We start from the raw sequence: 14,846 nt of genomic DNA on the forward strand, positions 1-14,846 counted from the left end.
ATGATTAGTGGTAACACACATTCAAAAACATATAACTCCGGGTTATAAATAATTTAGGTGTGTCATCTTTGTTTTAAAGGATGGTAAAGCCACTCAATACATAAATATGAATGACGCATACCAACAAAGAAAAATCATAAAAAAGTTAACGTTAATATTTATTAACAAAAACGTGGTGATACTTGTTCAAGCACCTTTAAATAATGAACTTTCGTTTACTATATTTTTTTGTCTAACACCTGGTTTGTTAACGTTGTTTACATTTAATGTGATTATTCTTCACATGAATAGACGGGCAAGATTAAAATTAATACCCCTTTCGATAAAATTAATTTGAGATATTTTTCTGTTACGTTTTAAAAATATTAGGCATTTTTCAAAAAAGATTATTTCTTGGGTATCAATTTTTGATAATTGAGTCTTTTCATACATAACGGGCTTTAGTGGTCATTATTAATTAAGAGATAGTTATCAACATGATTAAATTAAATAGTATAAAAAGCTTAGGATTAATAAGTGTTTTAGCATTATCTGTATCCTGCAGTGATGCGAATAGCGAAATCAAGCCAGCATTAGTTATTGTTTCTGAATCATTAGTTATTGCCCCAAATATGCTGAAAGTGGGCGAAGGTTTTAAGGATCCTCTGGGTTACTATGAGGCTGAACCTCGCTTTTCATGGGAAATATCTACCAAAGCAAAAGCTAACAGACAAACCGCCTACCAAATTCAAGTCGCTAGTAGCGAGAGCGCGCTAGTTGAATCACCTGATTTATGGAATAGCGACAAAGTATTATCAAGTGAAACCTCATGGGTTAACTACGGTGGTATCCCATTAAAATCAAGGCAAAAAGTATTTTGGAAGGTAAGGTTTTGGGATGAAAACGACCAAGTATCTAATTGGAGTAGAATCAATACTTTTGAATTAGGTTTATTAAAAAATGCTGATTGGAAAAGCCAATGGATAGGTCACCCTGATACTGCACTTAAAGCTATCCCTTCTAAAGAGACAGTAGCAACACCACAATATCTACGTAAAACCTTTCAAGTGTCTGCAGATATAAAACAAGCGCGTTTATATATTACCGCTAAGGGGCTGTTTAAACCCTTTATTAATGGGCTTCAGGTATCAGAGAAAGATGTCATGACACCAGGCTGGACTCCCTATCAAAAGCGGATTGAAACGCTAACCTATGATTTAACTGAAAAGTTAACTCAAGGTGAAAACACCCTAGCGGCAAGTCTAGCGGGGGGGTGGTACTCGGGTCGTGTGGCCGATTTAAAGGAGCAGGATCATGTGTTACCACCACGATTGTTAGCCCAGTTAGAAATTACCTATGAAAACGGTCAAGTCGATATTATTACCACTGATAATAATTGGAAAACGACGCAAGAGGGCCCGATACGTTTTGCCAGTAACTATGATGGCGAGCGCTATGAGCAAGGTTATGAAATGCCCGGTTGGACTAGTAACAGTTTCAATGATCATAATTGGGCTAATGCCATTGCAGAGCCGCTAGACGAAAATGTTAAGTTAAGACCTAAACGTCATGAGCCTATCAGATTCATTGAAGAATTAGCGATTGAATCCATTGTAAGCCAGAAAGGTGATGTTGTGATCCTTGATTTTGGTCAAAACATGGTTGGAGTTCCACGCATCAATATTCCAGTGATTGCTGGTCAAGAAGTCAGAATTCGATTTGCCGAAGCCTTGCACAAAGGAGCGTTTTATACCGACAATTACCGTAGCGCATTATCAACTGATTATTACTTACCTAACCAAACGGGAAACATCGAATATCAACCCACCTTTACCTATCATGGCTATCGTTATATTGAGATAAAAGGTTTTGATCCATCTAAAATTGCTACTAAAGATTGGGCAACGGCTTTGATACAGCACTCTGATATCAAACTATATGGCAACTTTACATCTTCTCATACAAAACTGAATCAATTGTCTGAAAACATAGTGTGGGGCTTGCGCAGTAACTTTTATGATATTCCGCTAGATTGTCCACAACGTGATGAGCGTTTAGGTTGGACTGGTGATGCCAATGTATTTGTTACCCCTTCAATGTACATGGCTGATGTTTATGGTTTTTGGTCTGCATGGCTAGAAAGTGTTCGAGAAGATCAAAAAGAAGATGGCATGATCCCCGTATATGTGCCGTTTGTTGAGTGGATTAATTGGGCTTCATCAGGCTGGGGAGATGCAGCAACCATCATCCCTTGGGAGCTTTACATGGTAACTGGCGACAAAACGATTCTTGTCGACAATTATGACATGATGAAAGGCTGGGTTAATTATCATACTAGCCACTCAACTAAACATATATCTAATATGAAAACGTTTGGCGATTGGTTGCAACCATACCCTGATGCAAGCAGTCTTGATGATGGTGAAGGCGGCGCTCATGGTGATACCGATTATTCATTAATTTCAACCGCATTTTATGCACGTTCAGTTGAGCTCACCATAAAGTCAGCCAAAGTATTAAATAAAACAGATGATGTTAAAAAGCTTTCCGCATTACACAAAAAAATTGTTACCGCTTACAGAGAACACTTTTTTGATGAGCAATTACTCCCTAAAAAAGGTATGACTACACAAACTAGTTATTTATTAGGCCTTGAGTTTGGTTTGTTTAAGCCAGAAGAAAAGGGCTTAGCCTTAGAGAAGCTTATTGAATTGCTACACAAAGCAGATAATCATTTAAGAACGGGATTTTTAGGTACGCCGTTATTGATTTCTGTCTTAAAAACAGCCGATCGTAGTGATCTTATTTACGATTTATTGTTTAAAGAAACATACCCTTCTTGGTTCTACTCTATCAATAATGGTGCGACAACAACTTGGGAGCGTTGGAATTCCTATACTATAGATGAAGGGTTTAACCCTCAGGGCATGAACTCACTTAATCATTATGCTTACGGGACGGTCTCACGCTGGTTTTACGAGGGGATATTAGGCATTAATCCGCTGACAGCTGGCTTTAAACATATTCGTATTGAGCCGCAATTTAGTGACAAACTCAGCCAAGCAAAAGGTGGCTATATCACCCCTCAAGGCGAAGTAACAATTGATTGGACGATTGTTGCTGGGCAGTTGACTATGAGTGTAAACGTACCTAAAAACACCACCGCCGACATTCTGCTACCTAAGGTAAATGCCAAGAGTATGACTCTTAACGGTAATAAATTGGCTGTTAACGGATTAAAGAGCTTACAGCCCGGTACTTATGTTATAGCGGGCTCAATTTCTTTGTAAATAAACAGTGCTTTTTACATCAATAGGTTATCTACGGATAACCTTTTTTTTAAGCTTGTTATTAACGCTTGGCTTATTGTTTTTTCATCTCACGACTATCTAAATAATCAAGAGTACTTAGCACTGAATATAGTTTTTTGAGTTATTTTGATTTGAAATGATTTTATACGGTGTATAATGAGTTAAAATAATGTTTGTTTTGTTTGGTAGTTGTAAATAGGCCGCCGTTTTAATGTTGTTGGATTTATAGCTTTAGGTGTTTATTAAAATCAAAACAGTCGAGTACGGTAAGTTTTATTTATAGGTGAATTATGCAATCCCATACCATTACACGGCGCGTATTTATCGGCGCTAGTACGTTTATTTTGTCAGTTCCCTTGTTGGCCTCTTCTTTTAATAAGCAGAGAAGTTTAATAGAAATCACCCAAGATGGGCAGTTTTTCTCTTCTTCAGAACTTACTGTTTTGTCGGATGTTGCCGATATCATGTTGCCTAAAACTGATACACCCAGTGCCACTGATGCACACGTGGTGGTTATTCTAGATGCCATGATGCTAAGTTGGGCTGTAACCCATACCCAAGAGCAGTTTCGTGCGTGTATTAAGTTAATTGAAGACCTAGCGACACAAACTTATGACTCGGTTTACATAAATCTTTCCTTGGCGAAACGAAGCCAATTAATCACTGAGTTAGATAGTCGTGCCTTTGAGCAAAAAAAGTCAAACATGTCAGTCAATTATCGTCGACTAAAGGAAATGATTTTCCATATTTATTATACCTCTGAACAAGTCGCCACTGATTATGTCGCTATGCCAGGTGGTTACGCGGGGGATATATCCAAAACTGAGTTTGAAGCAGCGCAAAAACGAGGTTACTTATGAGCCAGAGTAGTTCGCAACAGTATGACGTGATAGTTGTTGGATCAGGTATAACAGGTGGTTGGGCAGCGAAAGAGTTTTGTGAGAAAGGTTATAAAACCTTAGTAGTAGAGCGTGGTCGTCATTTAGACCATCCGAGTAAAGAATATAACGACATGAAAGCCCCATGGGAGTTAGATAATCATGGATTAGCGCCAGAACGACTAGCCGAAGAAGGCCATTACGGTATGTTGTTAGCTAAAAAGGGTGTACTTAAATCTGATTCCATTCAATTTTTTGCTGATGATAAAGAATACCCTTATTCCTATCCATCCAAGCGACCATTTATGTGGACCCGAGGATACCAACTTGGGGGGCGCTCCATTACGTGGGGGCGACAAGTGTTACGTTGGGGCAAAAAGGATTTTGAATCGAATGCTAAAGATGGTCATGGGGTGCCTTGGCCCATTGGTTATGATGATTTGGCACCATGGTACGACTATGTTGAGTCGTTTATTGGCGTGTCAGCAAATAAAGACGGTCTTGATTCTGTACCTGATGGTGTATTTCAAACACCATGGGAAATGAGCAGTGCTGAAAAATATATAGCAAAAAACCTAGCCAAAACGTATTCAGATAGACGTCTCATTGTTGGCCGAGCGGCAAATTTAACTAAGCCAACAGCACAACAAAGTGCATTGGGCAGGGCTCAATGTCAGGCTCGCTCTCATTGTCAACGTGGGTGTACCTTAGGAGCATATTTTAGTTCACTGTCAGCTACCTTGCCGGCAGCTCGCAATACTCATAATTTAACTATAGTCACTGATTCAATTGTATCGACTGTGGATTATGACGAAGCCAGGGGTAAAGCATCTGGGGTGACAGTTATCGATGCTAAAACAAAAGAGAAACGGAGTTACAAAGCGCGAGTCGTATTTTTGTGTGCATCTGCTTTAGGTTCGGTGCAAATATTATTGAATTCAAAATCTAAACGCTTCCCAACGGGATTAGCAAACTCTAGTGGAGTAGTCGGGCGTTACATTATGGATCACTTTACAGGGGTGATTGCCAAATCTGAAGTTTTAGGGTTAGAAGACAGATACGCCTTTGGCCGTCGGCCAATCGCCACTTATATACCTAACTATCGTCATGAAAAAGCTGAGGATGTAGATTTTATTCGAGGCTTTGGTTTTCAAACCACGGCAAGGGAGAGACCAAAAATCGCTACCTTTGGCAAAAAATCCGGCATTGGTGTAATGGCTAAAGAGCAAGCAAAGCAAGATAAACCTTGGGAGTTTAAGGCCTTAATGTATGGTGAAATGTTGCCCTACTATGATAGCCGCGCTAGCTTACATCCGAGTAAAGTCGATCAGTGGGGTATTCCTCAACTACATATTGACGCTAAGCTCAAAGACAACGAACGTAATATGATTAAACAAGCGGCAGCAGACATACAAGAAATGTTAGAAGTAGGTGGCTGTAGCAATATTACTATCCGCGAAACTCCACCTAATAAACATTTAATGGTAGGTAACCGCACTCATGAAATGGGCGGTGCTTGTATGGGCGCAGATCCCAAAACCTCAGTACTAAATAAATGGGCACAAGCTCATGATGTGGCTAACCTATTTATTACAGACGGCGCATGTATGTCTTCATGCGCTACTCAAAACCCTTCACTGACTTACATGGCCATTACCGCGCGGGCAGCTGATCATGCAGCTAAATTAATGGAACAAGGTCAATTGTAATGCAGCAAGGAAAACCATAATGGATAGACGTAAATTTATTGGTAGTTCATTAGTCGCTGGTTTAGCCACCACAGGCTTAACTTCCTGTGTTTCTAACAGTTCAATTAAAACTGATCAGAAATCAGATATTTTATCCTTATCTGAGAGACAAAAATGGCTAGCGCCGTTTGCTTGTAATATTGAACAGTGGTTTCGACCTATGCCATTTTTAGACAGAATTAATGCAGCTAAAGCCTTAGGGTTTTCAGCAGTTGAAATCTGGAACCCCAATCAAGCCAAAAAAGGTAAAACCCCCGAATCTATCGCTAAAAGGGCAAAAGAGCAGGGGATCACTATTACTACCTATTCCCCCAGTGCGCCTAATTTTGCTGATCCTAAAAACGAACAAGCATTTATGCAGTGGTTAGATGGGGCGATTGCAGCAGGTAAAACCCTTAATATTCCTAATTTTAATTTAACCGGTCATAAGTTGATTGAAGGACTCAGCGAAGCCCAAATGTTGGAAAACTACACTCGGGTATTAAAAAAGGTGGCTCCGAGATTAGAAGCCGTAAACATGGTTGCTACCATCGAACCCTATAACCCCTTTAATCATCCGGGCCATTTTATCTATGGTAATGAACCCGCCTTAAGTATCTGCCGTGAAGTGAATTCTCCCAGCGTAAAAATCAATTGGGACTTTTTCCACATGCAACGTACCAATGGCAATTTGATCACTAATTTAGAAAATGGTTTTGACCAAGTGGCCTATATCCAATTTGCAGATTCTCCAAGTAGGAATCAACCGGGTACAGGAGAGGTGGCCTACGGCAAAGTGTTCACCCGTCTACGAGAGTTAGGTTATACCGGCTATATCGGCGCTGAATTTTTCCCAGAGAATAAAGATAGTTTACGAGCTGCATCTGATTTGGCTAGGTTAGCCAAAAGCATTAATTTGCAGCCTAGTTTTTAATCAAGTTAATGAGCCTTGTTTGAAGCAACTGTGCAAATTAAATAATAAACCTTAAGTGTATTGAACTTTAAATTGGAAAATTGAAATCAAAGTATGAGTCAAAATTTTAACTATGGATCAATGAAAACCATATGCTCGCTTGCACTTTTTAGTCTGCTAGCCTGTGGCCAAGTTAAGGAATCACAGCAAGCCAATAGTAAATTTAAGCCTGAATTTAACCTAAATGCTTTAAAGCAGGGCTTTATCCAACCTGATAAAAAATACTATCCAGAGACTTGGTTTCATCTAAATGGAAAAAATATTAGTCAAGCTGGGCTAACGGCTGATTTAGAGGCCATTGCTCAATCAGGTATACAGGGTATTCAACTGTTTAACAAAAAAGGCCCCGCCTATCCTAATGTAGAACAAGTGGCTATTTTAACTCCAGAGTGGGAGCAAATGATTGCTCATGTAGCTGATGAAACACAACGTTTGGGTTTAAATTTAACTTTTCAAAATTGTCCTGGCTGGTCAATGGCCGGAGGCCCTTGGGTGCCGGTAGAAGAGTCACAGCGTGAGCTGGTTGAACATGTGTTTTATATGAAAGGTGGTCAACAAATACAGCAAAATCTGGCCATCAAATCAGATTATTTAAGCGCAGATCGTAACTATCAAGATGTTCAGACCCTAGCGTTTAGAACACCGCTTGATGAAGAAAAGGTGGGTTTAGTGCCGGTTAAATACCAAACCAATAATCCTATCGTACCTTGGGAAAATGTTTTTGAGCCGCAAAAACGAGTGGTATTTAACCCTAAGAAGATCCACCCGCAAGAGCCGTTTAAAACCTATCAACAGCAAAATATTAATTACGTTAATGGCGAGCCCACTTGGGTAGCGGTCACGTTTTCACAAGCTACCACACTGCGCAGTATAGAGTTACCACCCATACGTACTGTGTTAACTAACCGATTATTACCTAAAGTAGACATAGGGTTATTGGTCGAAGCTCAACAAGAAAATGGTCAGTGGCTTAAGGTTGCACAGTTACAAGTACCTACCAGTCATTGGTACGATAACGATTATCCTGTGACCTTGTCCGTACCTGAAACCAAAGCCAGCTCGTTCAAACTTACCTTTACTCAAGACCCTTTGTTTTTGTCTTATTTAAGTTTTAATGGCCAAGTCAGGTTACACAATCACCAAGCAAAGGCCGCAAAAAGCTCCCGTGGCTTACAAAACCATGTGCCCCAATTTGCCCCCAAATTAGGCCCCCAACAAAGCATTATTGAACCAACTGAGATCATCAATTTAACCGACAAAGTTGATGTACAAGGTAACTTAAATTGGCAGGCTCCAGCAGGAAACTGGACAGTGATCCGCTTTGGTCATGTGAATATGTTAAAAACCAACAAACCCGCAGAGCCAGAAGCCACAGGCTGGGAAACCAGTAAACTCGATAAACAAGCGATAGAAAATCATTTACGCAATGGCATGATGGGCAACTTGATGCGCGCTGGTGGACCGTTAGATGGCCATGATGTACATGGTATCTTGATTGATAGTTGGGAAAGTGGCGTACCTACTTGGACTATGAATAGTGACCAACTTCCAGTGGAGTTCAAAAAGCGTAGAGGGTACGACCTGCTGCCCTATATGCCAGCGACTTTAGGTTATATCGTGGGTTCGGTTGATGAAAGTAACAAGTTTTTACGAGACCTTCGTCAAACCATGGATGATTTGTATCTTGAAAACTTCTTTGCTCACTTTAGAACGGTATCCCATGACATGGGGGCTAAGGTATACACCGAAGGAGCAACGGGCGAAACCTTGCCAGGTGATCCTCTACGTTATTATGGGGTGAGTGATTACCCCATGACTGAATTTTGGTATCCGAAAGCCCCGTCGAACAAAAAAGAAGCTAAACCTATTTATGCCGCAGCATCAGCTTATCATTTATATGACAAACCCTTTTTGGCTGCAGAAGCCGCCACACAATTAAGCGTTAAATGGAACGAGTCACCACAAGATTTAAAGTATTTAATTAATGAAAATTTTGCCAAAGGCATTAATCATTTGGTGTTTCATACCTTTTCTCATACCCCGCAAACTGATGTGGTACCGGGCTCAAGCTTTGGCGGCAGTATTGGATTTCCATTACTCCGTACACAAACTTGGTGGCGACATACCCCCACCTGGATCACGTCTTTAGCTCGTAGCCAATATATGTTGCAACAAGGGGAATTTGTGGCAGATGTACTCTGGTATTTGGGTGATGAATTAGATCGTCACCCGTTTGATACCCATCCATTTCCACAAGGTCATAAATTCGATTATTTGAATCACGAGTTATTACAACAAAAAGTCAAAGTGACTGAAGGCCAATTACATGTAGAAGGGGCAGGGCAATACAAAGTCATTATGTTGCGTGACTCCCAACGTATGTTGTTATCCACCGCTCAAAAATTAAAAAGCTTAGTAGAACAAGGCGCAGTCATTTTAGGCAATAAACCGCAAGCGTCCCCCAGTTTAATGGACAACTCAGCCGAGGTGGCCGAGTTACTCAGTATCGCTGACGAATTATGGGGCGAGAGCGAAAGTGGTGTTAAACACACAGGCAAAGGAAAAGTCTATTGGGGCCAAAGCCTACAACAAGTATTGGATGCCGAATCTATTCAAGCTGACGTGTCTTTTGCCAAAGAGCTGGATATACGTTGGTTACATCGCCGTACCGCCACGGCTGATATTTATTATGTGACTAACCAGCATGACAAAGCGATAGATGCCTCGATTCGATTTAGATCCACAAGCGGCCAACCAGAAATTTGGAATCTAGACACAGGTACTAGTCACCCAGCGCCGCTATGGAAAAAATCAAGAGAGCAAGAAACCCATGACAACACAAATGTGGTATTGAGTTTAGAGCCTTACGGCAGTCAATTTATAGTTTTTAATAAAGTTAATAAAACCAATACAGAAACCGCTAATGGATATCAAAAGTTAACCCATAACAGCGAGGTGTTGTTAGATACCGAACAAAATTGGTACAGAGTTTATGACGATGGAAGCCGTCCTGTTTCTTTTGTGAATGGACAACTGCTGGCAAATAAAAGTGGGGATTATCAATGGCATGCAGTTAACCAAAGCCTTAAAACTCAAACTGTGGAATTAGCCACAACAGCCGTCACATCCCCATGGCAATTGGAATTTGAAGCAGGGTGGGACACCCCAACAAAATTGACCTTAAACCAGCTACAGCCATTGAATGAACATGCCAATCCTGCGGTTCAACATTATTCAGGAACGGTGACCTATGCAACGTCATTTACGCTTGAGAAAAATGCATCTCTCACTAAATTGGATTTAGGTCAAGTATCAGATATTGCCGAAGTTTGGATGAACGGAAAACGAGTCGATACTCGCTGGGCGGCGCCATACACCTTTGATATCTCAGAGCATGCAGTTGCCGGTAACAATCAACTTAAAGTGGTGGTGACTAACACTTGGCGTAATCAGCTGATTTATGACGCGCAACGGCCAGTAGATAAAAAGAAAACCTGGACTACCAATCCACCTAAACCCCATGAAACTAAGCTCGAACAATCTGGATTAGTGGGACCGGTTGTAGTGATAACTAACAAAATGTCGCAACCGTAAGTATTTATCGGTGCATGAAGTGATTTAAAGGAATGGATAATAAAAATGAAGAATCCTAAATTAAGCTGGTCGGCCTCTTTAGTAGGCTTAACCTTATTAGCCGCTTGTGGCAATGAGCCTCTGGGGGAGCCTGCGCCTATAACCGCACCTATTGCTGAACAAGCTCCGTCTCACAAAATTAGTCACTATGCTCCTGTTGACTATGCAACTTTAAAGGCCGAACTCCAAAATCCGCCCCATAGTTCCAAACCCTTAACTTGGTTACATGCCATGAGTGGCAATATGTCGGCGGCGGGTATCACTAAAGATTTAGAAGCGATTAGTGATGCAGGTATTGGTGGCACCTTGTTATTTAATGTGACCCAAGGTGTACCCTTAGGCAATGTTAAATTTAATTCAACTGAACATATTGATTTAATTGGCCATTTAGCCAAAGAATCACAACGTTTAGGGTTAAGTTTTGGTATGCACAATTGTGATGGCTGGACATCAAGTGGTGGCCCTTGGATAACACCAGAACATTCAATGAAACACTTAACTTTTAATGAAACAGTGGTGCAAGGTGGCGAGATAAACTTGCAATTAGCTCAGCCTTTTTCACGTTTTGATTATTATCAAGATGTAGCTGTGATTGCCTATCCGTCATTAGCCACTGAATTGATTGATGCCAGTATAAAACCAGTGGTGACGGCCTCTGATCCTAATTTTGATTTAAAGATTGCCCGCAACAGTAATTTAGAAGATTACAGTGCGTTAACCGCAACACAGAACAAGCAAGCCTGGTTGCAGTTTTCCTATTCGCAGCCCTATACTTTGCGTTTAGTTGATATGTTGATCCATGAAGGCCGTGGTCTAGAATTTAGCTTACATACTTCCAATGACGGTCAAAACTTTACAGAGCAACAAGCATTAACTTTGCGCCGCCCAGGCAAAACTACTTACGCATTAGATGAAGCGTTTGATGGCATAACAGCTAAACACTTTCGACTAGTCACAAACAAAACCGTGCACGTGAAAGAAGTAAACTTATCGTCAACCCCAACTATGCACAATTACCTTGGCCGCACATCAGCTAGTCGTTCAGATTTTCAAGAGTTAGGTGAGATTGGCAGAGTCGATAAAGCACTCATTATTAACCCAGCACAGATACGCAATCTCACTGACCAGCTCAAGCCAGACGGCACGTTAAACACGCAGTTACCAGCGGGAAATTGGACCATTATGCGTTTTGGTTTTACCAGTACTGGTGCGGTGAATATTCCTGCATCACGTGAAGGTACGGGTTTAGAAGTGGATAAATTTAGTAAGGCTTCATTTAAAACTCATTATGATGCTTACGTCACAAACGTAATTAACAAAGTGAAAGAAGTGGCACCTAACGCTTTGCATACCCTTGAAATCGACAGTTATGAAGTAGGCGCACAAAACTGGACCCAAGGTTACGAGCAACACTTTAAAGAAAGGTTTGGGTATGATTTGGTGCCATTCTTACCACTATTTGCAGGTAAGTTCGTCGATTCTGCAGATATATCAGAAAAAGTCTTATGGGATACCCGAGATTTAAACAATCAACTTATAACCGAAAATTACTACGGTTACTTTACAGAATTGGCCAACCAAGATGGTATACAAACTTACTTGGAACCCTATGGTTCAGGCCCATTTAACGAGTTAGATGTAGCTAGCAAGGCTGACTTACCTATGGGTGAGTTTTGGCTTAAGCGCGAAAACTTTAGAATTTCAGCCTCCAGTTCAACTGCTAATATATATAATAAACCCATTGTTGCAGCCGAAGCCTTTACTCAATTTCCAGAGAATAACTGGTTGTTTCATCCTGCGATTGGCAAAGCCGATGGCGATAAAAGCTGGGCCCTTGGGGTCAACCAACACGTATTTCATCGTTTTGCTCATCAAGCTAATACCCATGTGATGCCGGGTATGACTATGAATCGTTGGGGGGCGCACTTAGATCGCACTCAGCCTTGGTGGGATAGTGCCGGAAAAGCTTGGTTTAAATACATAGCTCGAGGCCAGCATTTGTTACGCCAAGGTCATGAAGTAGCTGATGTCTTGTGGTATTTAGGCGATGCCACGCCTACTGTGTGTCCAGAGCAAGATGCTTTAGCGTCTGTGATGCCAACCCATATCAATTACGATTGTTTGAACACTGAGGTATTGCAGCAATTAACTGTAAATAACGGCTTAATCACTTTGCCCCATGGCAGTGAATACAAAATATTAGTCTTAGACAATCACCATATCTTAAACTTTTCTACGGTAGAAAAGCTCTATCAATTAGCCAAACAAGGGGCAGTGATCATTGGTGACCCAATTCAAAAATTAGCAGGTCGAAACGTTACCCCCCAGCAGCAAAGTCAATTTGACGCTATGGTCAAAGAAATATGGTCCCGTCCAACTACCTACGATATAGCCATAGATTTAAAAACCAGTCATGGCCATAGCGGTGAAAAGCATTGGTTAAACCAGACTCCTAATCAACAAGTAGATTGGGCGCAGATATTTGCAAAACATGATTGGAATTTTGATCTTGTTTTAAAAGACGCTAGGCCGTTTTATTTTACCCATCGTAAAACTCCGCAGCAGGATATTTACTTTGTGTATAACGACAGTCCGGAGCGAAAATTGTTTGACGCGACTTTTAATGTTGCAGGCAAAATTCCTGAATTATGGGATGCACAAACAGGTGCCGTTAAAAAGTTAGGTGCTTTTGCATCATATACATCAGAAGGGAAAACTCATGTGCCATTTCGTTTAGATGCTGGCGAGTCGGTGTTTGTGGTGTTTAGTCAGTCAGCAACTTCAGTTGAACCTGCACCTCCGTCACTGGTTATCAATCAAGACATAGAAGTATTACTAAATGAGAAAAATCAACTACAAACTTTAACTGCACCCGTTAAAAGTCTTGCCATTGATGGATCATGGTCGGTGAGTTTTGAAGGGTTTTATGGCCTAGAACAAACTTTTGACTTTGAGCAACTTATTGACTGGAACCAACACCCAGAGCAGTCTATTCGTGATTACTCAGGCATCGCCACCTATCGAAAAACCATTGTTTTACCAGAGTCGTACCTAGTCGACAATGTGCAGCTAAATCTAGATTTAGGCCAAGTCGATGTGGCAGCACTTGTGACTTTAAATGGAAACTTGGTGGGCACCGCTTGGAAAGCTCCTTACACTTTAGATATCAGCCAATACGCCAAAGCGGGTGAAAACAAACTAGAAATCAAAGTGGCTAATTTATGGGTAAACCGTTTGTTAGCTGATAGAAAGTTACCAGATACCTCAGGCTTTGAAATCGCCAGATGGCAAGATCCTGTGGTTAAAATGCCGAAATGGTATACCGATAATAAGCCACAGCCAGAAACACAAAGACTAACCTTTAGTACTCAACGCTTTATGCAAGATGATGAACCTAGAGTATCGTCTGGCTTGATTGGGCCGGTTCAAATAACCATTAAAGAAGGTCGTTATTTTGAATGATTTCAATCAGAACAACTGCAAGACTAAGCCATTCTTAAAGTACATTTTTGGGGTGGTGTTAGTTAGCTTTGCGTTAATGAGTTGTTCTGGATTGAGTCAGGATCAAGTTGAGGCTAAATCTGGATCTAAACCTAGTAAAGATGGCTGGAAACTTAAGTTTTCGAATGACCCCAATACACCTTGGCAGAATAATTGGTTCTTAGATGGGCGTATCGGCAAAGTCACCAATACTAGTAAAGGCTTAAAAATAGAAGCTGGGCCCGAAGCTAAGAACGATGCTCATCATCTAGTGTTATGGACCAAACAAGAGTTCGCTGGTGATATTAAAATTGAATATGACTTCACTAAAATTGATGATGAACACAAGATGGTTAACATTTTGTATATCCAAGCGACGGGTATTGGTGATGCTAACCAAGATATTTTGAGCTGGGCTGAAGAACGTCAAATTCCTTCCATGAGGTCATACTTTAATCGTATGAAGCTACTGCATATAAGTTACGCCGCTTATGGTCAGACAAATGAAAACCCAAATGAAGATTATGTAAGAGCCAGAGCTTATCCAGTGCACTCTGAACTCGGATTTAAGGGTATGGAAGTGCCACCGAGTTATTACAATACAGGTTTGTTTAAGAAGGACGTGGTGTACAAAATTGAGGTTGAAAAAACGCTAGATTTATTAAGCTTTTCAGTGCGTCCCAAAGACCAAGATAGATCAAAAACTAAGGTTTTCACTTGGGCCATACCTAAGCGTGGTCAAGTGGATTTTGGCCGAGTCGGTTTACGTCACATGTATACCAGACAAGCCATTTATAACAATTTTAAGGTGTATACCCGATAGGGTTTTAACAAGAAATTTAATGATAAGTACATATAGGAAATA

General features: G+C 40.8%; 7 protein-coding genes. All 7 read left to right on the forward strand.

Annotated elements, in window-relative coordinates:
* The first annotated feature begins 476 nt into the window (after positions 1–476).
* On the forward strand, positions 477–3,269 hold the full coding sequence (locus L0668_RS12180; RefSeq protein ID WP_235312910.1) for a family 78 glycoside hydrolase catalytic domain: 2,793 nt from the start codon (positions 477–479) through the stop codon (positions 3,267–3,269).
* 311 nt (positions 3,270–3,580) lie between these two features.
* Entirely contained in the window at positions 3,581–4,150 is a 570-nt protein-coding gene (locus tag L0668_RS12185; RefSeq protein WP_235312911.1) for a gluconate 2-dehydrogenase subunit 3 family protein, read from the forward strand.
* Positions 4,147–5,877, forward strand: coding sequence for a GMC oxidoreductase (locus L0668_RS12190; protein WP_235312912.1), 1,731 nt, complete (start codon positions 4,147–4,149; stop codon positions 5,875–5,877). Before L0668_RS12185 ends, L0668_RS12190 begins: the two co-directional genes overlap by 4 nt.
* A gap of 19 nt (positions 5,878–5,896) precedes the next feature.
* Positions 5,897–6,829: a TIM barrel protein gene (locus tag L0668_RS12195; RefSeq protein WP_235312913.1), complete on the forward strand. Its 933-nt coding sequence runs from the start codon at positions 5,897–5,899 to the stop codon at positions 6,827–6,829.
* 93 nt (positions 6,830–6,922) lie between these two features.
* Positions 6,923–10,462, forward strand: a complete 3,540-nt coding sequence (locus tag L0668_RS12200) for a glycosyl hydrolase (protein WP_235312914.1) — start codon at positions 6,923–6,925, stop codon at positions 10,460–10,462.
* A gap of 45 nt (positions 10,463–10,507) precedes the next feature.
* Positions 10,508–13,963: a glycosyl hydrolase gene (locus L0668_RS12205; protein ID WP_235312915.1), complete on the forward strand. Its 3,456-nt coding sequence runs from the start codon at positions 10,508–10,510 to the stop codon at positions 13,961–13,963.
* Positions 13,956–14,804 (forward strand): DUF1961 family protein, encoded by an 849-nt coding sequence (locus L0668_RS12210; protein ID WP_235312916.1) that lies wholly within the window; start codon positions 13,956–13,958, stop codon positions 14,802–14,804. The genes L0668_RS12205 and L0668_RS12210 overlap by 8 nt, the downstream gene beginning before the upstream one ends.
* The last annotated feature ends 42 nt before the right edge of the window (positions 14,805–14,846 follow it).

Origin of the sequence: Paraglaciecola algarum, assembly GCF_021532655.1 — a bacterium.
Classification (GTDB): Bacteria; Pseudomonadota; Gammaproteobacteria; order Enterobacterales; family Alteromonadaceae; genus Paraglaciecola; species Paraglaciecola algarum.

Coding starts and splice junctions, on each gene's coding strand:
- L0668_RS12190 (WP_235312912.1), top strand. CDS start 4,147: ATGAGCCAGAGTAGTTCGCAACAGTATGACGTGATAGTTGTTGGATCA.
- L0668_RS12205 (WP_235312915.1), top strand. CDS start 10,508: ATGAAGAATCCTAAATTAAGCTGGTCGGCCTCTTTAGTAGGCTTAACC.
- L0668_RS12195 (WP_235312913.1), top strand. CDS start 5,897: ATGGATAGACGTAAATTTATTGGTAGTTCATTAGTCGCTGGTTTAGCC.
- L0668_RS12185 (WP_235312911.1), top strand. CDS start 3,581: ATGCAATCCCATACCATTACACGGCGCGTATTTATCGGCGCTAGTACG.
- L0668_RS12200 (WP_235312914.1), top strand. CDS start 6,923: ATGAGTCAAAATTTTAACTATGGATCAATGAAAACCATATGCTCGCTT.
- L0668_RS12180 (WP_235312910.1), top strand. CDS start 477: ATGATTAAATTAAATAGTATAAAAAGCTTAGGATTAATAAGTGTTTTA.